General features: G+C 62.0%; 13 protein-coding genes. 1 reads left to right on the top strand and 12 read right to left on the bottom strand.

The features are described from left to right. Position 1: 1 nt before the first annotated feature. The 8 genes from L4X63_RS16510 to L4X63_RS16475 all read right to left on the bottom strand — a co-directional run bounded on the left by L4X63_RS16510 (position 2) and on the right by L4X63_RS16475 (position 13,075). The gene (locus L4X63_RS16510) at positions 2 to 1,906 is read right to left on the bottom strand and encodes a methyl-accepting chemotaxis domain-containing protein (protein ID WP_250679746.1); all 1,905 of its coding nucleotides are present in this window, start codon (positions 1,904 to 1,906) and stop codon (positions 2 to 4) included. 441 nt (positions 1,907 to 2,347) lie between these two features. Further along, positions 2,348 to 3,724: a sigma-54-dependent transcriptional regulator gene (locus L4X63_RS16505; protein WP_250679745.1), complete on the bottom strand. Its 1,377-nt coding sequence runs from the start codon at positions 3,722 to 3,724 to the stop codon at positions 2,348 to 2,350. Between the two features lie 164 nt (positions 3,725 to 3,888). Continuing rightward, a complete protein-coding gene (locus L4X63_RS16500) occupies positions 3,889 to 4,527 on the bottom strand; it encodes a phospholipase D-like domain-containing protein (RefSeq protein ID WP_250679744.1) in 639 nt (212 codons plus the stop codon). A 12-nt stretch (positions 4,528 to 4,539) separates the two neighbouring features. Then, positions 4,540 to 5,415, bottom strand: coding sequence for an HNH endonuclease (locus L4X63_RS16495; RefSeq protein ID WP_250679743.1), 876 nt, complete (start codon positions 5,413 to 5,415; stop codon positions 4,540 to 4,542). Between the two features lie 97 nt (positions 5,416 to 5,512). Continuing rightward, entirely contained in the window at positions 5,513 to 7,699 is a 2,187-nt protein-coding gene (locus L4X63_RS16490) for an AAA family ATPase (RefSeq protein WP_250679742.1), read from the bottom strand. Between the two features lie 214 nt (positions 7,700 to 7,913). Beyond that, complete coding sequence (locus L4X63_RS16485; RefSeq protein WP_250679741.1) at positions 7,914 to 10,475, bottom strand: PAS domain-containing protein; 2,562 nt, start codon at positions 10,473 to 10,475, stop codon at positions 7,914 to 7,916. Between the two features lie 3 nt (positions 10,476 to 10,478). Next, positions 10,479 to 10,931: a response regulator gene (locus tag L4X63_RS16480; protein WP_250679740.1), complete on the bottom strand. Its 453-nt coding sequence runs from the start codon at positions 10,929 to 10,931 to the stop codon at positions 10,479 to 10,481. 11 nt (positions 10,932 to 10,942) lie between these two features. Then, entirely contained in the window at positions 10,943 to 13,075 is a 2,133-nt protein-coding gene (locus tag L4X63_RS16475) for a sensor histidine kinase (RefSeq protein WP_250679739.1), read from the bottom strand. A gap of 948 nt (positions 13,076 to 14,023) precedes the next feature. Between L4X63_RS16475 and L4X63_RS16470 the strand changes: the two genes are divergently transcribed. Further along, entirely contained in the window at positions 14,024 to 16,966 is a 2,943-nt protein-coding gene (locus L4X63_RS16470) for a tetratricopeptide repeat protein (protein WP_250679738.1), read from the top strand. A gap of 134 nt (positions 16,967 to 17,100) precedes the next feature. Here L4X63_RS16470 and L4X63_RS16465 read toward each other — a convergent pair whose 3' ends face one another. From L4X63_RS16465 to L4X63_RS16450, 4 genes are read right to left on the bottom strand one after another with little or no spacing between them, the layout of a single operon-like run. Next, positions 17,101 to 20,604 carry a pilus assembly protein gene (locus tag L4X63_RS16465; RefSeq protein ID WP_250679737.1) on the bottom strand — a complete coding sequence of 1,168 codons (3,504 nt, stop codon included), beginning with the start codon at positions 20,602 to 20,604 and terminating at the stop codon, positions 17,101 to 17,103. 9 nt (positions 20,605 to 20,613) lie between these two features. Next, positions 20,614 to 21,111, bottom strand: coding sequence for a PilX N-terminal domain-containing pilus assembly protein (locus L4X63_RS16460; RefSeq protein ID WP_250679736.1), 498 nt, complete (start codon positions 21,109 to 21,111; stop codon positions 20,614 to 20,616). Positions 21,112 to 21,115: 4 nt separating this feature from the next. Continuing rightward, positions 21,116 to 22,174: a PilW family protein gene (locus L4X63_RS16455; protein WP_250679735.1), complete on the bottom strand. Its 1,059-nt coding sequence runs from the start codon at positions 22,172 to 22,174 to the stop codon at positions 21,116 to 21,118. A gap of 10 nt (positions 22,175 to 22,184) precedes the next feature. Beyond that, entirely contained in the window at positions 22,185 to 22,580 is a 396-nt protein-coding gene (locus L4X63_RS16450; protein ID WP_250679734.1) for a type IV pilus modification PilV family protein, read from the bottom strand. Positions 22,581 to 22,755: the final 175 nt, after the last annotated feature.

Genomic DNA, 22,755 nt, shown 5'->3' with positions numbered 1-22,755 from the left:
TCTAAAACAACTCGATATTGGCGCCCAGGAACTCGTCATCCGCAACGGATAGGGGAACCGGGGCGGCCACTGCGGCCGGCGGTGCCTGGGCCGTAAAACGTTCGTGAACCTGCCGTTCGCTGTGCATGGTGTACTGCTGTTTGAGGGATTCGAGCGTGTGGCGGACGCCCAGCTCCCGGCCACCCTGGCAGGCGGCAAGGACGGCATTCTGCAACTCGGCGAGCTGGACCGGCAGTTCCCGGTATAAAAGCGAGCCGAGCTCCTGATCCTCCAGGGCGGCGACGGTCGCCTGCAAATCCCCCGCAAGACCTTCCGCCATCCGGTCGGTCTGCTCCAGCTGCTCGAGCACGCTGGACGACAGGCTTCGCAGGGTATCGAGTGCAAAAGCCATCTCGTCCCCGAGGTCACCCGCCATCGCGTCCTCAAAGTCACCGGCCACCGCATCCGGAACGCCGCTGACCACCTGGCCCCCGGGGGCAATCCCCGCGCGAGCCGGGAGGTCGGCCTGGAGATCGGCAACCTGGGCGGAGATCCTCACGATGCTGTCGGTAATGGCGCGTGCGCGCTGGCAGATGATGACCGATTCGTGCTCCACAGTGGCGGCGATGACCCCGAAGGCGGCACCGTCCTTTCCCGCCTGGGCCGCTTTCACGATCGCGTTTTGCGCGATGAGCTTGATCTCGAACCCGATGTAGTCGATCTCCTTGACGAAGGAGGTGATCTCCCCCATGGCGCTGGTTACCGCCAGCATGATCTCGGCGAGGTGGTCCGCACTCCGGCGGCTCTCGGCGAAGGCGGCCATCACCGAGGCAAGCCCGGACTCGATCCCCGCGATGGAGGAGCCGCCCACGCTACCGGCCATGCCGAAAAGCTCGTGAAGCGCACAGGACGTGGAGGAAGCCTCGGAGGCAACCCCTTTCAGGTTTTGCGCCATGTGACCGATCGCCTGCTCCAACTCGGTGACACTGTGGGTAATCTGGGCCGACTGCAACGCGCAGACGCTCCGGGTGGCCTTAGGCGCCCCCTCCCCGGCTCGCAGCGAATCGGCCACCTCCATTCTCAGCTCCCCCAAGGCCCGTCCCGCGTGCTCGATCTGCTGCCGGGTGATGTCCTGGAACTGCAGGGCCACCACCACCTCGCCCAACGCGGTGGACATGGTCCCGGAACGTCCGGCGAGGTCGTCAGCCACCCGGGCGCAGTTGTCGTGCATCCGGACCATATTGGCGATGGCGTGGCGAATCTCGGCCAGGATGCTGCCGGTCAGTTTGCGCCGGCTCTCCTTGAGGCTCGTCACCTTGGCGATCGCCTTCTGAAGCTCGCCGGAAAGGGAGCGCTTCTTGGCGTGGATGTCGGAGGATTTCTGCTTGATGTCCAGGGCGAGATTGCCGATGGCATTGCCGACCGATTGGAATCCGCCTCCCCCCTTGGCAGCCCTCGCACCGAGGATGTTGGTGCTGGTCTTGAGCATCCGCAGGGTGCCGACCCGGTCCTGGAAATCGGTCACCAGGCGCTGGATGGCCTCCAGCTCGACCATGATCCGCTTCAGCCCGGCGACCGAAGCCTCCGCCCCCCGGTCTCCCCCCTGGAGCTGCTCGGACATGATCTCCAGGGCCTGCTGGATATCGGCGAGCACCGACTGCCCTTCGCTTCCGGCCATCAGTTGGGCGGCCTGCGCCGCGTGCTGGGAGATGGCGCGCAGCCTGCCGGAAACGTCGCGCAGGTTGCCGGAAACGGCCTGAAAGCTCCGCTCGGTCAACCGGGGGAGACGTTCGAGCTGCCGAAGGAGTCCGTCCAGGTTGTTCAGTAGCGGCTGGGTAATAGAATGAGCGGCTTGGAGCCCTGCCGGACGGCCAGAGCTCGGGGCATCACTGCCCGTCGGCCGGACGGCAAGGGTGGATGAATGCATCGGAAACCTCTTGTTGATGGCGGGGAACGGCGGCGGAACATCCCGTTTCGAAGATGGTAGCGAAGGCGCCGGACGCCATTTTCGGGATATTTCGGACCCCTTTTATCCCGAATCCGGAACCGGGAAGCAGAAATGGTGCCATTTCGCACAGATAGAAAAATCCGGTAAAAACGGAGGAGTAGCGATGGGCAACGAAGTTGTCGAGGAAAGGAAGTTGCGACAAACGTACTTGGGCGTCCGGTGCGGGATCCGAATCCAGGCCATTATTCCGGCTAGTTATCAGCGGTGAGACATTTTTTGCCGGTGCGACATTTTTTTGCAGTTTATAGAGGGGCTTCTACCCGCTCCATCGCCCTCCTCATCCGCAAGGAGCCGACCTTCGCGCTCATGCCGCCGCTTTCCCGCCGCTTACGCTGGCGAGAGCGTCCTTCCGCCCCTCCCTCACCGGCGGCAAAGCCGCTTGTTGAGAGCCTGCCGGGTCAGCCCGAGCATGGCAGCGGCCGCCCCCTGGTTCCCCCCCGCCATCTGGAGAGCCTCCTCGATGAGGTAGCCTTCCATCTCCTTCAGAGTGGGAAAGCGGCCGGTGAGCTGAAAGCCGGGGTCGTCGCCGCAGTAGGTCCGCCCGGCGGCGATGGGAGCGGGCGCCTTGCCGATCACCTTCCGGAACGACGTCATCGACAGGTTCCCCCCTTGATGGCGCGCCATGGCGTCGAACACCATCGACCGCAGCTCCCTGACGTTGCCGGGGTAATGGTAACCGCAAAGGTAATTGAAGAGCTCCGGACGGTACGAAGGCTTCGGCTGCCCAAGTGACCGGGCCGCCTTTTCGAGGAAAAATTCGAGCAGGAGAGGAATGTCCTCCTTGCGCTCCCTCAAGGGGGGGATCTGGATGTGGTGAGCGCAGAGGCGGTAGTAGAGATCCTTGCGGAAGTTCCCCGCGAGGATCAACTGTTCAAGCTGCTGGTTGGTGGCGACGATGATGCGGGCGGAGCTACGTAACGGGATATCGGAGCCGAGGGGATAGTATTCCCCCTCCTGCAGAAGCCGGAGGATCTTCACCTGGGAAAGCGGGCTCAACTCCCCGATCTCGTCGAGAAAGAGCGTTCCTCCCGCAGCCTGTACGATCATGCCGTCGCGCACCTCCCCTGCCCCGGTAAAGGCGCCTTTCTTGTGACCGAACAGGGTGTCGGAGAACATCTGGTCGTCCAGTCCACCGGCGTTGATGGCGACGAAACGCCCCTGCACCCCGGAAAGGCGATGCACCGCGCGGGCGACGAGGTCCTTGCCGACGCCGGTCTCCCCGGTGATCAGCACCGGCTGGTTGGTGCCCGCCACCGCTTCGAGGTAGCCGAAGAGTGCGGTCATCTTTTGGCTGCGGGTAACGATGGGAGCGAAGGCTGCCGAGCGCTCGTGGTTTCCGGCCAGAAGGGAGTGGCTAAGCCGCGAGATTTCCCCACGGAGGGAGGTCATCTCCAGGGCCTTCCTGATGGAGGCCACCAGCCTGGCACCGTCGACCGGCTTCACGTGGTAGTCGAAGGCGCCGTTTTTCATGCACGAAACGGCAGTAGCGGGATCGCTGACGGCGGTGACGACGATTACCGGGACCAGGGGATGGTTGGCGGTCACCTCGGCGAGGAGCTCGCATCCCGGGAGGTGCGGGGACTCGAGGTCGAGAAGGATCACCCCGGCGTCGCGCCCGGCGAGGAAGGGAAGGAGTTCCCGGCTGCCGGTGAGCGTCACCTGGTTGGCAAGTCCGGCTTCGGTGAGAAATGATCGATACGCTGAGAGGGTCTCCGGGTCAGAGTCCGCCAGCAACACGGCCGGCGAACTGGGAGATATTGTTTCCATAGGCACCTGCGAGGATGATAAAAATTCTAACCCGGTATATCACGTTTAATCGGACCAAAAGCATCGGTTATCTCCTGATACGCCGGGACAAAATCTTACCGCATCATCAAAGGGCCTCCGCGTTGTTGTCCCGGTCACCGGTGATGAAGGTGCCGATCTATTTTCCGCACCCTCGTGTCTCCCGCTCGGGAGAGCCGGTCGATGGCCTCCCGAAGCTCCGGGTCCCCACCGGCAGGTGACCTTTTCAGAAGTGTTCGAGCATCCGTAAATCGGCCGAGCTCCCGCATAATTTCCGCTTTAAGGAGAAGGGCGCCGCCCGCTTCCTCATCGAGTATCCGTGCCAACGCCACGAGATTCTCTCTCTCGGCGGTTGAAGGTCCGGGAGCCTTCGACGATTCCCTGCGCCGCTGATCGTTATACTTCCACATCAAGCCGACCCGTGCGTCCCGCTCGCGGGTTCCCGTCACCCCATTTCCCAGCAAGGAGCGATAATCCTTCACGGATGGCAGAGAGCAAAGGAGGGTCTTTCTCCCGTCCTCCCAGACCTGCTCGGCACAATGGACCTCCCCCTGCTTTTCCAATGACTCGGTCCAGTGCAAGGTTTTGCAGTGGGGGCATACAGCGAGCTTCGGATCGCCGACGCTCTTACCGGCAGCGACCATGCCGTCAGTCCAGAAAACGGCCAGCCAGCTCCACCCCGATCCCCGGGTGATCATGTACATGAAGTTGCCGCAGGCCGAACATCTCAGGACCATCGCCGGTTGGATCTGCATGCGATACCTCACTCACCTGTTGAGCAGTTTCCTCAAATCGGCCACCGCCGGAGGGGGCTCGCCGCCGGAATGCAACATCATGTGACAGTTCGCACAGACCACTGCCAGATCTTCCGCTTTCGTCGGGGCGGCCTCCTTTCGTTGAGACAGCGGGGACAGGTGATGCACCTGTAATACCTTCACCCCGAGTCCTCCGGCCACCCGCGAGTAATCGGTCCCGCAGACACAGCATCTCCCCTTTGCCTCGCGAAGAACGGCATCCCGCAGACGCCGGCTGCGGGAGCGCGTCAGGATCTTTATCTCCTTCAAAAGCCCCTCCAGGTCGGCAGCTTCCGCAAACCCCGGGCGGGCCTTGCGCTGCGTTGGAGCCTCTCCGGCCGGGCCGGGGAGCCGCACATAGTAATGAGCCGAGTGTGAGATCCTGAGGACCTTGCCCGGTGAATCTTCGTCGTAGTACCGGAATGTTTCAGGCGAAAGCTCGGTTGCCATCTTCTCGATTTTCCTTACCCGGAACCACATCCGGTACCGGTAATCGCCTGCATCCCGGCACTTTCCCTGGGCGATATCGTAGCCGTCGAACTCCGGGGCCGTGCTGTCAGGAGGGGGGATCCTCAGTCCGTCTCCTTTCGATCCCGGTGCGAGCTGTTTGACGATGGTGTCGATCTCCAGCGCGTACCTGACCGCGCCGGAAACGCCCCCCTCATTCTGAACGTAACCGAAGGCCTTAAAGGATCCGTTCAGCTCCAGGTACCCGGCCAGTATCCTCTCGTGCTTCGCGTTCAGTAGACAGTTCTGTTGCAGCCAGGACCGGTACGGCTTTTTGCCCGCTTTGGCGAGTATGTTCCCGTACCACTTCTCCGGCCCATTGAATACCAGTGCCAATGTCATCGTCTTTACCTCCTATCGCGCTCGACCGTTTGCCTTACCAAGCACCATTACCGCAACATATCCGAATCGTTCTCTGTCAGCCTGGAAAGAGTTCCAACTACACGGCGAACCCGATCCTCGTGAGGGTTCCCCCCTTTACCGCACACTCCTTCCGCAGCAACTGGTAAAGCTTTTCAGCAGTGGCCGGCGTGCCAAGAAGTTCGAACCGGCGAGCGGCAACGGCCAGATCCCCCGGGGTCAGCCCGCCCAACTCCCGCACCCGGGTTTCCCACCCGGCGAGATGCTTTCCGTCTCCCCCCAAGCGGCCAAGCTCCTGCTTGAAGATGTCCCAGCGCTGGCCGGGGGTGAGTGGGGCGAATCGCACTTTTAGGTCGAAGCGTCTCAGACTGGCGGGATCCAGCTTCTCCATCAGGTTCGTGGTGCAGATGAAGATCCCGTCGAAAGCCTCCATCTGGGTGAGCATCTCGTTCACCTGCGACACTTCCCAGCTCTGGTGAGCCCCCCTGCGGTCGGCAAGGAAACTGTCTGCCTCGTCGAGCACCAGCACCGCGTCCTGCTGGCGCGCCTCGTGGAACATTCCCGCGATGTTCTTTTCCGCCTCCCCGACGTACTTGCTCAGGAGGTCGGACGCGCGCCGCAGCAGGAAGGATTTCCCCACCTCCCCGGCAATGAAGCGGGCGAGCTCGCTCTTCCCGGTCCCCGCCGCTCCGTAAAAACAGAAGCTGCAGCGCGGGCGGCGCTTTATCCCCTCCAGGATTTCGGCGAGATCGACGTCGGTGTTCAGAAAGGCCAGGCTGTAGCCGGTGGCGCCCGCCTTCCTGGCGGAGACCGGTGTTTGCCCCAGCAGGATGCTGCTGCAATCGAGCGTCTGCTCGACGATCTCCAGTGCCCTCCCCCCATCCTCCGGGCTGACGACCCGCGCAACCTTGGCGGCCGCGGCAAGCTGGGCCGGTGTCAGCTCATCATGGGAGGCGATACGCTGCAGAAAGCTCTTCGGCGGGTGCAACGAGCGCAGATAGCGCTGCGCCATGCTGAGCCGGACCGCCTTGGGGGGCTGGGGAAAGGAGACCGAGTAGTCGTAGCGCCTCTTGTACGCCTGGTCGATATGGCCGATGCGGTTACTGACCCAGACCGCCGGAACGGCATTCCCCTCCAGTGTCCTGTTGAGCCACGCCTTTCCGCCGCTGCTGCCGCCGGAGGCGTCCTCCCCCCCGAACAGCCGGAAGAGAAGATCGAGCTCCGGCTCGAAGACGTCCTCGATTTCGTCGAAGAGGAGCAGTGCATTCCCGCAGCGCGCGAGAAAGCGCTGGCAGAGGTTGTACGCCCTCAAACGTGCGTTCCCCTTGATGGGATTCCCCTCCGGGTCCGCGTAGTTGATCTCGTAAAGATCGGCGCCTGCCGCGGCGGCCAAGGCTTTTACGTATTCGGTCTTTCCGGCGCCCGGCTTTCCATGCATCAGCACGTTTACGCCGGGAATCCTGCGGTCGAGGGAGTTTCTGAGGTAGTCGAGAAGGAGGTGACTGTCGCGGGAGAGGTGCGGGAAGCTATCCAGGCTAACGGTGGGAGGGGCGGCCTTGCGGACGAAGCGCCTGATCAGCTGCTCCCGGGAGGCGTGCTTGCACAAAAGCACCTCTCCGAAGCCGTCGATGAGATCGAGCTTGGTTTCCAGGTCGCCACTACCCGGAGGGATCCGGAGGATGCCGGTGGCTGCCAGGGGGCCGTCATCGGCGATGGCGGCAGCAAAATCCTTGGCGGGTATCCCGGTTATGCGTGCCATGAGATGACAGAGGGACTGGTTGGAGGTGGCTTCCGCCTGGAGAGCTATGGCGTTGCAGAATTGAGGGAAGAGTTGAAGGGCAGCCGCGAAGGCGAGTAGGGCCTCGCCCGCAACGCTCAACCCCAGCGTTTCGCCGAGGAGGCCGATGTTGGAGAAAAGGGGCAGGTCCTTAGGGAGCTTCTTTTTCCGCAGGAGGGAGCGCCGGCCGAGGAGCAACCGTTTCGACTGCAAGGCGGTGGGGGCTTTGGCAGCCGATACCCACCCTTCCCCGTCATCGCAGAGGTCGCGATCGGCGCCGGGATGGCTCGGAAGGCCGGTAAGCGCGAGAAAGTCGTCGTCGGTGAAGATCGATGGCCATTGGTTGCGTACGGGATTGTACCAGCCGAGTATCAGTGCCAGGTCGATCAGAACCTGGCCAAGCCAGATACTGTATCTGGAAGCGGCTTTATCTGTGTAAGGTTTAGGTGCCGATGATTGAGAGACGTAAAGGTTGTATAGGCTCGACATGAGGTACCTCCTTACCTGCCGGTGTCGAGTCTTTTATACAATAAATCACGTTTTGGTACAAATCAGAGGCAGCGATCAGTCTCACGAAAAATTGCCAACTTTTTTGAGGAGCGCGAAATTCTGCCAACTTTTTTGCCACCGCCCCCGCTTCCTCCCCTTCGCGGGGGCCGCGACATCACGGGGACTTACCAACCTGACGCTGAATTCGACGCCATCACGGGTAGTTAGTCCCGGATGCTGAATCCGGCTCCATGACGGGAACTTGGAGCCTGATGCAGAATTCGGCGCCCTCTCCGTTATTGCGGACGCTCAGCCAGCCGCCCATGTTCTTTTCGATGATGGTTTTGGACATGAACAGGCCAACCCCGGTCCCTGCCGCCGGCCCCTTGGTGGTGAAGTAGGGCTCGAAAATCTTGTCGATGATCTCGCCGGCAATGCCGCCGGCATTGTCCGAGATCTTCACCTCGGCATCGCCGATATGGATGGTCAGCTTCGGCTCGACGACCCGCCGCTCCTCGAAAGCATCCCGCGCGTTCATCATGATATTCAAGAGCACTTGGGAGTACTCGTTGGGATAGCCGAACGCGACGGGATCCCCGGTACCCGTCACCTCGATGGTGATCGAGTTGGCCTTGAACCCATCCTCGATGAGGAAGAGCGTCTTCTGCACCACGTTTCGCACGTTGAAGGTGACCTTCTCCTTGTCGGCCCTGAAGAAGTTACGGAAATCGTCGATGGTGGCCGACATGTGGCGGATGATCGTCATGGAACGGTTGCTCACCTGGTCGACGTACGCCTTGTCGAGCTCGCCGACTTCGTAGATCATGGCAATTTCCTGGACCAGCAACCCCAGCGCATTCAGCGGCTGCCGCCACTGGTGGGCGATGTTGCCGAGCATCTCTCCCATGGCCGCCTGCCGGCTCTGCGACAGCAGCATCCGGTCCCGCTCCCGCAACTGTGCCGTCCGTTCCTCGACCCGCCGTTCCAGTTCCTCGTTCATCTGCTTCAGCGCCGCCTCGTCGCGTTTGCGCTCGGTTATGTCCTGGGCCAGGATGGCGAGATCCTGCCCGATGGGAACCGCCGCCACCCGGAGCCACATCTCCCCTGCCAGGGAGGCATCCAGGAAGGGGGCTTCCAAAATCCCCGCCTGCCCCGTTTCGGCAACGTGCCGGCACATCTGGTGCAAAGGCGATTCGGCGTGCGTAGGGAGGATGTCCGACAGACGCCTCCCCAGCACGGCCTTGGCATCGGTGCCGGTCCACCTTCCGATGGTGCTGTTGGCGTAAATCCAGGCGAAATCCGCGACATGACCGGCATGGTCCCGTACCGGCCGCAGGATGGAGAAGCCGTCCGGAGAAAGCTCCTGGGCGACCCGGAACCGTTCCTCGCTCTCCCGCAACGCCCCCTGTATCCGATGGCGCGCCACGGTGACCCCCAGAAACTCCGCCATCAAGCGCAGGGTCCCCTCCGCGGCCGCATCGAAGCCGGACGGCTTGGAGGACATCACCTTCAACACGCCGAAAGAGTGCTCGTCGTACCGAAGCGGAATCACCACCATCGACCGCAGCCCGATATGGCGGCAGGCGTCCCGGTCGACCCGCGCGTCGTTCTCGGTATCGTCGGATCTCTGCAACTGGCCGTTTCTCAGGCAGCGTCCGGACAGGCTCCCGGCAATCTTCAACCGAAGCCCCATGAATCCGGAGGCGATCCCGGTCGCGGCCTCGTACAGCATGTCGCCGCCGTCGGCCACTTCGAGGCTTGCACCTTCGGCTCCGGTCAGGCGGGAAACGATGTCGAGGATGAGCTGCAGCAAGGAGGCGTAGTCCAGGTTGGCAGCGGCGACCTCGCGCTGGGCATCGAGGACGGCAGCCAGCCTTTCGGCATTTGCCTGCAACTCCTCCTCGGCCCGCTTACGCTCGGTGATGTCGTGGGCGATATGGACCGAGCCGATGCTGTTCCCCTCATCGTCCAGAAGTGGAGTGGTGGTGACCAGGAAGTCGCCGTTGAAGCGGTCGACGTGCAGCTCCTCGCGGTGAAGGCAGCCGTCGCGCATCGTCTGCGCGTGAGGGCAGAGATCGTGCGGGAAGGTAGTTCCGTGGACGACCTGGTAGCAGGGCAGGCCGATGCACTCGTCCGGGGTCATGCCGAGGCGCCGGGCCATCGCCTCGTTCACGCGCTGCACCCGGTGGTGGTTGTCGAGCACCGCGATCAGGTCGGGGACGCTGTGGAAGGTCCGTTCCCACTGCTCCTTGCTGTGCCGCTGCTCCTCCTCGGCCCGCTGGCGTTCGGCGATTTCGATCTGGAGCGTCCGGTTGGCGCGGCTCAGCTCTTCGGTCCGCTCGTTGACCCGCTGCTCCAGGCTATCGTTCATCTCCTTGAGCGCCTTCTCGGTCCGGCTCCGCTCCACCGCGTACTTGATGGAACGGGCGAGGAGCTTGGTGTCGATCTCCCCCTTCACCAGGTAATCCTGGGCGCCCTCCCGGATCGCCTGCACCCCGACCTCGTCGTCGCAGGTGCCGGTCAAGACGATGACCGGCACGCTGCACCTCGTTTCCCGGTACAGGGCCCGCAAGGTGTCCAGCCCGAAGCTGTCGGGGAGTCCCAGATCCAGGAACACGAGATCGACCCGTCCAGCCTTAAGCGCCGAGACGGCCTCCGAGAGGCGGGACACGCAGCCGGCCTTCATGATGGTGCCGTCCGGTGGAAGCAGGAGCTTGAGAAGCTCGGCGTCCCCCGGATTGTCCTCGACGATCAGTATCCGCAGTGACTTCGGCATTACCTATCCCTCGGCCGGCGGCAGCACCACGATGCTCAGCCAGAAATCCTCGATCGATTTCACTACGTGCAGGAACTGGTGCAGATCGATCGGTTTGGTGATGTAGCAGTTGGCGTGCAGGTTGTAGGTCCTCAGCACGTCCTCTTCCGCCCGCGAGGTGGTGAGGATCACCACCGGTATCCGCTTCAGGTTGAGGTCGGCCTTGATCTCGGCCAGGACCTCGCGGCCGTCTTTGCGGGGAAGGTTCAGGTCCAGAAGGATCAGGTCGGGACGGGGCGCGTCTTCGAACCCTTGCCCGCGCCTCAAAAAGGCCATCGCTTTCTCGCCGTCGTCCACCACGTGCAGGTCGTTGTTGAGCTTGCTCCCCTCCAGCGCCTCGCGGGCGAGATCCGCGTCGCCGGGATTGTCTTCCACGAGCAGGATGGTGATGGATTTGACGAGATTGTTGCCGTTCATGCGTTCTCCTTTTACTTCGGCAGGGTGAAGTGGAAGGCCGATCCTTTGCCGGGTTCCGATTCCAGCCAGAGCTCCCCGCCGTGGCGCTCCACGATCCGGCGGCAGATGGCGAGCCCGATCCCGGTGCCGGGGAATTCCTGCCTGGTGTGCAGGCGCTGGAAGATGACGAAGACCTTTTCCTCGTACTGCGGATCGATGCCGATCCCGTTGTCCTTGACGCAGAAGCGCCAGGCGGTCTCCAGTTCCTCCGCGTAGATGCCGATCTGCGGGACCTCGGCCCCCCTGAACTTGACGGCGTTGCCGACCAGGTTCTGGAAGAGCTGGCAGAGCTGGGTGCCGTCCGCGCGCACGGTCGGGAGGTGGCCGCTGGTGATGACCGCCCCGCTCTCTTCGATAGCCGAAGCGAGGTTACGAAGGGCCTCGCCGAGAGCGGCCCGGGCGTCCACCGGCTCGATCGCGTTGGTGCGCCTGCTCACCCGCGAGTAAGCCAAAAGGTCGTTGATGAGGCGCTGCATCCGGACCGCGCCGTCGACGGCGTAATCGATGAACTTCTTGGCCTTGTCGTCCAGCTGGTCCCCGTAGCGCTGGGCGAGCAGCTGGGTGTAGCTCGACACCATCCGGAGAGGTTCCTGCAGGTCGTGCGAGGCGATGTAGGCGAACTGCTCGAGCTCTTCGTTGGACCGCTTCAGGTCGACGAGGGTCGCCCGGAGCTTGTCGTCGGCATCCCTGCGGTCGGTGATGTCGCGGGTGACCTTGGAGAAGCCGACCAGCGCTCCGTCCTGATCGCGAATGGCGGTGATGATCACGTTGGCCATGAACGCCGAGCCGTCCTTACGGATCCGCCAGGCCTCCTCCTCGTAACGCCCCTCGGCGGCGGCGATGGCGAGCTCGCGCTCCGGGTGGCCGTCCGCGACGCTCTCCTCGGGGTAGAACAGGGAGAAATGCCGCACGAGGATCTCCTCCGCTTCCCATCCTTTAAGCCGCGTGGCACCCTCGTTCCAGCTCGTGACCCGGCCGTCGGGGGATAGCAGAACGATGGCATAGTCCCTTGCCCCGTCGATCAACAGCCGCAGGCTCTCCTCGCTGCGCTGCCGCTGCAGGCTTTCCTCTTTAAGGGATGCCACCGTGCTGTCCAGCTCGCGCCCGCGGCTCTGGAGAAGCTCGGATGCCCGCTCCAGGGCGCTGGCGACCAGCCCGAATTCGCCGATGGCGCAGCTGTTCATGGGAGGCACCGGCTCGCCGCGGCCGATCGCCAGCGCCGGTTCGATCAACGACTGGATCTCCCCCGTGATCCTGCGGGCAAATTGCAGGGCGAGGGCGAGCCCGAACAGCGAGATCAATCCGGCTCCGGCCAGCGCCCAGCCGGTCCAGCGATAGACGGTGGCCAGGATGGCCGCCTTCGGTACGCCGACCACGATGCGCCAAGGAGAAAGGCCGGACCGGCAATAGGCTGCCAGCACCTCGTTCCCCTCGATGTTCGCGTAGGCCGTGGTCCCTTCCTTTAATTGCGTCTTCAGGTGAAACGGGTTGGCGCGCTTGCCGACGTAGCGTTCGGGAAAACGGGTCCGGGCGATCACCACCGTCTTGCCGTCGATAAGTGCCGAGTAGGCCCCCTTCGGCAGCGCCTGCTTCCTGAGGAGCGCACCCATCCGTTCCGAGGGAAAGGTCATCGCCAGGTCGTAGAGCACCTTGCCGTCTTTGGCGACCGGGATGTCGATGCTGATCAAGGGGCGTTTGGTGACGGCGCCAAAGAAGAGGTCGCTGACGATCGGCTGGCCGTTCTCGAAAATGCGGCGGACGGTCTCGACGGTATTGCGGCGCGGCAGCGGTGTGCCGAACGGGCGGGCGGAATTGACGACTTGCTGTCCGGTAGCGTCGGCCACGATGATGTCGGCCCCGGGGTAGGACTTCAAAAGCTCCATGACCTGGTCATGGATGCTCTTCAAGTCGCCGGTTGCGAAGGCGGGGGAAGTGGAAAGCGCAAGAAGCGCAGCCTGAACGGTAGCGAGGTCGCGGTCGACCACGCTGGCAAGGGTACGGGCCGAGTCCAGCATGGTTGCGCCGATCTGGGCCCTTTTGACAGAGTAGGCGTGAAAGACCAGCCAGCCGGAAACCAGCCAGACTGGCAATACCGCCGCTAACATAAGTCCAGCCAGTTGATGCCGGATTTTGGAAGGGGATTTGAAAGCGCTGCGAATGAACATACGTACTTGCCCCGGGAAAAGCGACACGGCTTAAGTCAGAAATCCGGGGCCTGGTGTACACGCAGTTCTCTGCTGACACTGATCGAAGGTCTCAGGAGCAGGGGGTGAAGCTGTTACCGGATCAAGCCGCGTTTTTTGCCGTAGGCACAGATTCTAACCGACTAGGAGGAGGAAACACAATAGATAAATCGGGTCTCACTGGGTGAGCAAAAGAGAATTACCGTCGATCAATGTGGAAAGAGTAAGAGTATCAATTTTTACACCATGTTCTGATTGCTGTGCGGCTGGTACACATAATCGGAATCCTGAGACAGATTTAAATCGCGCCCATGCCCCGGCAGATTATCTCCCCGCTGACTAAATTTATGATTGATTACACGAGCTAGAGCCGGTTCGACTATATGAACTGACCACCCTTCCCCCTCCATGAACTCTCTTTACGGGAAGCTCGCGGCGGTCATAAGTTCAGACAGTCCCAACAATCACAAATTTTGCCCATCCCCCCCTTATCGCCGTTCGCTTTTCTCCTCCCCTTATATGCCCGAAGGTGAGAAGTTCACCAGCAGGTCCAATTGCATGGGCGAAGGTCCCCGTCGGGCGCAGCAAAATCTCTCATCACCATAGCCATCAAGAATCCTGAAATCCTGAAGGAGATACTTGCCGCTTAACACCCCGCCACTCCCCCCCCTGATAGACGCGATGCCAGACGGGACCGTCCCTCGACATAAAAATCGGGCGCGGTCCCTTCAGTCGGCAGCAGCATCTACCAATCCAATCATCAGACTCCCGGTAACCTTTGGCAGTTCCTTTGACATTAGATTAGAGTTTGATAATATTCAGCTCACCTTTGAGTGTTGACCGGCACCGCTATGACAAGGGGGAGTGATCATGAAATGGGAGGACCACGTTCGAGCGTCCGAGCACCTTCTCAAATCCGGCCACGTACCCTCTTCGACGGAAATCATCTCCCTCATCAAGAGAGTAAATCCGACCAGTTTAGCCCTTGTCCACACCGACAAGGAGCGCGGCTATGCCATAAAGCACCGCCTCCAAAGCCTCCTTTTGGAAAACTACGGAGAGGCCTTCAACCTGGTCCCCCATCCGGTGAGCCCCAACATCATCCTCATCAAGCACCGCGCCCTCCCCTCCATCGATGCCTGCCACGCCCGTATCGGTTCCCTGTCCACCGCGGCGGTCCAACGAGTGGAAACGGCGCCCCCCCTCATCAAGGAAAAAGAAGAGCCCCCTCGTCCCCAGGGAAAGGGGCGCCGGGAGACGAAGCCGGCCGATTCCCCGAGCGAGGTCCTCAAGGAGGCCCAAAGGCTTTTGGACGAATTCGAGTATGCCGACGCCGAGGAGACTCTGGCGGCTCTTCGCGCCACCACAAACGGGGACGTCCCGGTACTCGCCCGGGGAGCCGCCCTCATGCTCCAGGAGATGGGCGCCTACCACCGCTGCATCGACATGCTCCTCAGCCAGTCCAAAGCCATCCTCAAGGACAAGAGCATCCGCGAGACGCTGGCCGTCGCCTACCATCACATCGGCTCCTTCCCGGAAGCCCGCGCCATTCTCGACGAGCTTCATCCCGGCGAACTCGGCTTGGAAGGGATCTTCGCCTATGCGGACATCGCTTTCAGGGACGGTAACCTCTTCACGGCCCGCGAACTGGTCAGGATCGGCAACGAAAAGGAAGGGTTCCTTTCCGGTTGGGCTCCCCTTCAAAAGGAGATCGAAGCCGCGCTCGACGCCAAGGCCGGGCCTTTGGGGGAAAAGGCCAGGACCCTTTTCGACGCAGGAGATCTGGAACAGGCGAAGCAGTTTGCCCGCGAGGCGCTGGAGATCTATCCCCACAGCCAGCAGGCGCGCTCCGTCGTCGCCGCCATCGAGGCCATCGATGACGGAACCCGGCTGGCCGAGCTTTGGGCCAAGCTGGACAACGAGCCAAGCGGCGAGCGGAGAATCGCCCTGCTGACCACCCTGCTGGAAGAGGACCGGGATAACAAGGAGAAGATCAGGAAACTGATCGGCGAGGAAAAGGGCCGGCAGAGGAGGGAGATCTTCGACACCCAGCTGGCGGCGATCAAAACGCATCTTGCGCAGCAATCGTGGCCGGAGTGCTTCGACCGGCTCTCCTTCCTGATGAAGCAGCCGGAATTTCTGGAGCGGGCCGGCGAGGTGATCCCCCTCTCTCCGTTTTTTTCCCTGCTCCAGGACAACAAGCGCACGGCAGCTGCCGGGGAGCGCGCCAAGGAGCCCTGGCTTCGTTTCGTGAGGGCCAAAACGGCCCTCGCCGCGGGCAACCCGGAAGGATGCTACGAGGTCTACGAAGAGCTCAAGCCGTGGTTCGGCACCAGCGCGGAATTCAAGGCGGATTACCGGCGGCTGCGGCAAGCGGAGCAGGAAAAGGCGCGCAAAGAGATCGCGGAGCTGGTGGAGAAAAGCGGGTCTCCGGAATGCCAGGCAGGCGAGACGAGAGCCATCTATGGCTCCATCAAAAAGAGGATGACCGTTCTCCCCCCCGAAGAGCGGCAGGAACTGGTGCGAATCATGGAGGAGCGGCTGGCGAGCCTCTTGCCGGAAAGAGACGGCTCCCAACTTCTTCTTCACTTCCGCGAAGCACTCAGGCTCGGCTTAAGCGAAAGGGTCGCCTACCTCAGGAGCGAAATCGCCGATCCCGTCGCCACCGGCGCCGTCGACGCGGAGTTTGCCGAAGCCTATCGCATCGACCATGAGCCGGTGACCTTGGAATTTTCGGACGACCTCCCCATCGATCTGACGACGCGGCCGCCGCTGGGAATCTACCTCATCGGCGAGGATAGGATCTTCTTGAAGGACGGCCAGAACTCCCTGGTAATGATCGATTTTGCCCGCCAGGGCGCGTGCCGGGTGACATCCCCCGTCTTCGCCAGGACCGAGGGAAGCGAAACCCTCTCGGACGGGACGATGCTCTTTCACGAGACCGTGGACGAGGATCTCGTCGGCGACCTTATGTGGCGGGCGGAAATCGACCTCGATCGCGCCCGCTTCACCGCGAATTTCGGTATGCGGGAGGCATTCGAGATTGACGACGCTTTCGACGTTAGGGGAGTATCTTTGTCGAGCGAAAGGGACACCGATTACTACGTCATCGTCGAGCACTACGAGGAACGCGCACCGGCACGATTGGTGAGGAAACGCTTGGACCCGAAGGGGACGGTGCAAACGGTATCCATGGGACAGCGGCCTACGTTCAGGGTTTACCGCCGCTCAAGTCATCCTGACAGCTTCGTCATTGCCGGTGAGGACGTCATGGAAACCGTCAACCGGAACCTTTCGGTCAAAGACGGCATAAACGGGGAGGCGAAGGTTTACCGCATCGACACCAAAAACGGCAACATCTATACGGTACAGATGAATATGCTCGTAAAAAGGGGCCCCGGGCTGGACGTCCTCAGGGTCTACACCAGCGCGCCCTGCTTCGGCATCTACGAGCCCGAGCACTATCACGGCATTTCCTTCGTTACCGAAATGTCGCTCGTAGTGCTCGGTAATGGAAGACAGGTGTTTTACAACCTCGCCAACAACAAGCACTCCCAAAAGATCCGGGTAGGAAGAGTGATCCCCCACCAGGAGCAAGGGAAATGGTACTGTTTCGACTTTGACAGGGAGAAGAAGAAGCTCTGGTTACGCGACATTACGAAGGTCATCGAAACCGAGCTGAAATGGCGGGAATTTTTCTTTACCGGGAAAAAAACGAAGCGTGCGCAAAGGTTGTTCCAGTGGTTTCTCGATGGGGACAACTACATGTACAAGCCGGAGGAATGGGTCCCGCCATGGGACCCATCCGAGTGACCCTCTCTCATCCCCCGTCACATGCCATGCCGGACCGTTTTCGCTCCTTCTTCCGGCAGCTCGGCCATTCCCATCATAGCCTTGCATTTCTGGGCACTTTTCAACGGCAGCGCCCCCACTTCGGCCGCCGGAAGCTAGCGCAACTGGCGCCAGCTTCGCACGCCGAGCTGGTTGGTGCCGCTTCCTTCCAGCACGACGTTGATCGCGCCGGTGGTGCTGGTGATGTACTTGTATTCCAGCCCGCCGCTCGTGCCGACGATGGTCGGGGCCGCCGCCAGCCCCTCGCCGAGGAAGGAGCCGGTCGGTGCCTTGGCCGCCCCCCCGCCGGTTGGGGTGAGGACGTCGGTGCCGTTGATGGCGCTGTCGTGGTTCACGTCGAAAACCGGCTTCGGAACCGTGCCGCCGGTGGCGATATCGAGCTCGATGAGCCAACTCGTGCCGCCGTAGGCGCACTGGTCAGTGTTGGGGATAAAGGAGGTAAAGATGATCTTTCCGGACTTGGCCACCGGATCGCTCACCACCCGCTCGCCGCTGGTCGGCAGGTCGACGTACCAGCCGAGCGCGGTGGTGGTCAGCGGATTGTCCGAGGACGTTCGGAACTGGTCCCCCAGGGACGAGGTGACCGCGGTGAGTGTCTGCACCTGGAGATTGCTCCGGGTGAGGAGACCGGCCGCGGGTGGATTGTTGGACACGGTGTTCTTATCGTAGATGCCGTAGAGGCTCTGCGTCTGGGTGGCGGTGGCATCGCCGGTCTCGAAGTACTTGCCGGTGCCGATATAGACGATCTGGTAGTCCCCCCTGAGGACGATCTCGGGGGCGACGGTGATCGGCTGCGGTGCCGCCGGCGAGCCGACCTGGGCCTTGAAAAGCGGAACCGCAGGATGCCCGGCGCCGGTCGCACGGTAGCTCACGTCCCAAGCCGAAGGGCCCACCCCGGAGACGTCGAATTTCCAGAGGTTACCCTTGAGATCGCCGGCATAGATGTAATCGGCAAAGCCGTCTCCGTTCACGTCGATCGCCGATGGGGAGGCGAGGCCGTTGGCGTAGGAGGCGGAGTTGCTGGTGGTATCTACCACGATCTCCTTCAACACGGCCCCGGTCCCGAGATCGACCAGCATGAGCGAAGCCGACTTACTGGCGGTGCCGCTCTCGTAGCCGTTAGGGAGCGCTGCCACCCAGCGGAAATCCTCCGGTCCGGTGCCGGTCCGGAGCTTCAGAATGAGCGGCGTGCCGAAGCTGTACCCCATGCCGACCGTGGTATTCCCCACCTTCTCCTGGCTACCGGTGTTCACCTCCCACAGCGGCTGCGGATTGGCCGGGTCCGTCACGTCCAGGGCGAACCACCCCTTCCCACCCTCGCGCAGACCGCAGACCATCACCGAGCGCCAGGAGCGGGCGGTCGCGTTGTCGCCGCCGGTTGGGTCGATGTAGGCGTCGAGCACGGTCACGGTGCCGTCCACGTAGTTCGTGTGGTTGTAGGGGGTCAGGCGCAGGTACTTGAGCTTCGAAAGAAGCATGTTGGGGATGAAGGCCCACTCCTCGTTGCCGGTATCGGCGTCGAAGGCGTGCATCATGCCGTCGTTGGCCCCGATGTAGAGAAGCGTCTTACGGGAGCGGTTGCTCGCCTTGAAGTCGGCGTAGTGGTGGTCGTTGTAAAAGCCGGTGGGGGGGCCGATTACCACCGGCTGCGAGTAGATGGTGTCTCCCAGCTTGGAAACCCGGGGACGGTAGCCGGCGATCTCCGTGCCGCGCACGTAGTCGATCAGCTCCCAGGCCGGCGACGTGGAGGTATACGTCGCGGCGGTGGAGAAGTTCATGAAGGCGCTACCGGCCAGGGTGGTCACGTTGGTGCCGCTGAAGTCGTAGCGGCTGCGGATCTTTCCGAAGCCGTCGTTGCCCGCCGTGTAGATCGCCCGGGTGGAAGGATCACGTCCGTTGAGACCGCCCGAGCCCGAGGCCGCGTTGGGGGTCGAGGATGAGGCCTCCCACAGAGGCGTGTTCGGATAGCCGATGACCGCGCCGGTGGAGGGGTTGATCCCGTACGCCTCCAGGTACCCTATCCAGTCGCCGGAGTTGAACTTCGCCCGGTAGAGCTTGGTGCTCGAGGTAACGTAGGCGGTGTTTACCGCCACCGAGCTCACCGAGGAGATGCGCGAGGCGATGGTGTTGATGGTGGCGCTCAAGGCGTTGATGAGGCCGACCGAATCGGAGACCCCGTAGGCGTCGCCGCCGCCGTTGTTCGCCATCAGGTAAAGCATCGAGGTCGGATCGGTGATGAGGTTCGTCGAGGGGTTGGCCGGGAACGAGAGGCCGATGACGAAGGTATCGATCGGGATGGTGTAGGCGGTGCCGGAGAATGTCTTGGAAAATCCGAGGTGCATCCTCTGGGTCACGATATGCGCCTTCGAGCGCCAGTTGTTGTCGCCGGGGAAAGCGGGGTTGTACCAGTAGTCGCTGTTTTTCACCGAGAAGCCGCCGGACGGATCCGGGGATGCCATGGTGCCCGCGTCGTCGACCTGGTGCGGATAGCCGTCGGTGACCACGATCAGGTACTGCGACTGGCAGCGGCTGGTGACCGGCGAGTTGGTGGCGCTCTGCCAGACGTACTGCCAAAGCATCTGCAGGGTCCCCCCCAGCGGGGTTCCCATGGTGGGCCACACACCCGCGATGGCGGTTTTCAGCGAGGTGATGTTGACGGCCGAGTCGGGATCGACCCAGGTGCTGGGTCCCAGGCGCGGTGGCGCCGCGTTGGTGGCGGCCGTGTAGGTGAAACCGGCCCAGCGGTACTTGGAGGAGCCGTCGGCGTTGATAGTCGAGTTGATGGCGGTGGTGATGGCGTCCTTGGCTGCGTGGATGCGGGTGGTGTGGTACTGGGCGTAGGTGCTGGTCTCCGCGACCTGGCTGCGGGTGGTCGCGTCGGCCACGAAGTAGAGCCAGTTGAGGTAAGAGCCGGTGAACCAGGTGTTGTAATCGTTACTCGGGCCCGCGTCGGCGGAGCGCGGCAGGGCGACGCCGACCGGTTTCGTGGTCCCCGCGGTGCCGTTGGCGGAGTTGATGATCCGATAGCTCTTGCTGGAGCTGTTCCAGTAGATCGGCTGGGTGTTGCTCGTCCCCAGCGTGGCGTCGCCGGTGGAGAAGTTGTAGGAGGTGATCCAGAAGTTGTTGTTGGCGTCGGCGATCATCACCCGGTCGTAGTTGCCGGTGTTCTGGGAGGCGTTAAGCACGTAGGTCTGCCCCACCGGGGGAAGCGGGGTGCTGGAGGCGAAGTTGCTGAAATCGGCGGCGTTGTTGCTGCCGGTGCCCCCGGTCCAGGCGTTGGATTTGAAGTAGAGCACCCGCCGGTTGATGGTGGAGTCCTGCCGGAGCACGAAATTGTCGCCGGCACCGTTGAAGAACTTGTTGAACCAGGTGGGGTACGTGGTGGCGCTGGCGCTCGCCGGGTAGCCGGGATGCCAGGAGATGTTCCACATGCTTCCCGAGTTGTCGAGGACGAAGAAGATATTGGGCTTGTCCCCGGTCATCAGAAAAAGCGGCGTCTGCGAGATGGCGGCCATGACCGCGGTGGAAATCACCACGGCCAGGATCAGCGACACCATCACCAGGGAAAGCCTCTTAAGGTAAACGTTCTGTACGTCCATCGCCCTCTCCTAGTAGCGCGCGGTGGTGACGATCTGCACGACCTTGCGCGCCATGTTCACGCTGTCGGAACCCTCCGCGGTGATCCGGTAGTAGTGCACCTTTCCCCCCACGGCCGTGGTGGTGCCGATCTTCGCACTCTCGCCGCCGCTCACGTTGGCGGTCGCGTCCTTCAGATGCTCCATGTAATAGCGGTAGCGGAAGTTGCCGTTCACGACGTAGGTGGACCACCCCGAGTCGGCGGACGGCATGGCGGTGGACATGTTGTAGAACCACGCCGGCGGATTGATGCTGTTTTCCGGGGCGAGCCCCTGCCCCGCCAGCCAGCTGTGCGCATCGCGCAGGCCGCTTTCGGCCTGGTAAAAGGCGTGCTGCGACTGCTCGTACCCCCGGCTGGAGATGAACTCCAGGAGGGCGTCTCTTTGCACCACGGTGACCAGCAGGGTAAGCACCAGCAGGAACATCATGGAGATGACCAGGGCGGAACCGTGTTCGTTCTTTAAGGGCATCGGGCTATCCTCTGGTTGCCAGGTTGCGCAGGCTGATCACCGTCGTAATCACTACCCGCCGGAACTTGTCCCCGCCGCGGGGGATGCCGTTGCCGAACTGTCCGGAAAGGGTCACCGGTGGGGTGATGCCGGTGCCGTTGGCGGAACGGTTCATGGAGCGCACCACCATACTCACGCGCATGGCACGCAGGTTGTTGACGTCGTGATTGGCGTCGCCGAGCACCACCGCGTCCAGCCACTGGCCGTCCTTGAAGCCGTACTTGATCTGGAAATCCTCCACGCCGGAGGCAATGGGGCGTACCGAGGTGGGTGGCTGGGTGACGTCCGGGTTGTCGCGGGTTTCCTTCACCAGGTTTAATTTATTGTCGACGTAGTAGGTGACCGTGCGGCTTTGTCCCAGGTTGAGGATCCGGGAACCGACCGTATAGCCGCCGGACGGGAAGAGGTTGCTCGCGTTGGGAGGGTTGTAGGGGCCGTTGGCGCCCGGGTTGTGGATCAGCTTGTCCTTGGGCGAGGCGCCCTGGGTGGGGTCGTTGGAAACCTGCAGCACGGTCCCCGGCCGGGAGAGGTCCCGCGGGTCGTAGATGACGAACAAGTCCCCCTGATGGAAGCCGTCGTTACTGTTGACGAAGGTATCGGCGGCGGAGCTGGGGTGGTCCTGGGTGATATAGACGTCGTCCGCCACGTCCGCCGAGGCGCGGAAATACCGTAGCCGTATGCAGTCGGTGGAGGGAGCGACACCGGCGGAGTTCAGGTTGTCGTAACTTTCCACCACGCTCCAGGTTCCGGGAGCGGAAGCGCTAGGAGGGTAGACGTTCATGGTAAGGTTGCCCAGGTCCGCCAGGCCGTAGCCGATGGTGCGCAGGTCGCGTTCCATGCCGTTCAGGGCGCCGCGCGCCTGCTGCTGGATACCGATGACATCTTGCTGCTTAACGATACTTTTGTTGCCGGTGTCGAAGGTGGTGTAGATACCGGCGCTCACCACTGCAAAGATGAACATGACGATGACCATCTCCACCAGGGTGTAACCTTGCGCGCTACCGAGTAACGACCTCTTATCCACCTGCTTCCCCCTAAAAATCGGCACGACGCACGCTGGTCAAGGTTCGGGTCTTGGTCAAGTTGAACTCCTTCCAAGAGACCGTGACCGTCACGGTTTTCATGTTGGTAGCGGGAACGTCCTGCTGGACGGTATAACTGCGGGAGAAGGAGGATGGATAGGGAGGTGTGGTGGCGTAGGAGTAAGTCCCGTTTCTAAGCCCGGTGTAGTTGCGGAACAGCAGCTGTTCCATCAGATCCTGGCCCAACGTGGCGGCCTGGGTGATGTTACGGGAGGAGCTCCCAGCCTTCTGGGAAGCCCAGATGGAGGTAAAGGTGCCGAGAAAACCGATGGTAAGCAGCAGCACCGCTATCAGCAGTTCAAGGAGAGTAAATCCCGCCTCGCCATTTGGCTGTCGAATATTGCTCACGACTCGTCCCTTCAAATGTCACGACAGCCATTTAGCTAGCTGCTCAGCAAATAAGTCCCATCAGATTCTGCGATATTACTAAGGAATAAACAACCAAAAGTCAACCAAAATATATTAAACCAGGAATGAATTCAGCTTTTTGAGTCAATTTAACCCGGAGGCCTCCCACCGGCTA

Source organism: Geomonas sp. Red32, assembly GCF_023652955.1.
Classification (GTDB): Bacteria; Desulfobacterota; Desulfuromonadia; order Geobacterales; family Geobacteraceae; genus Geomonas.
The sequence above is the reverse complement of the archived record's forward strand: the minus strand, read 5'-3'. Positions and strand labels throughout refer to the sequence as shown.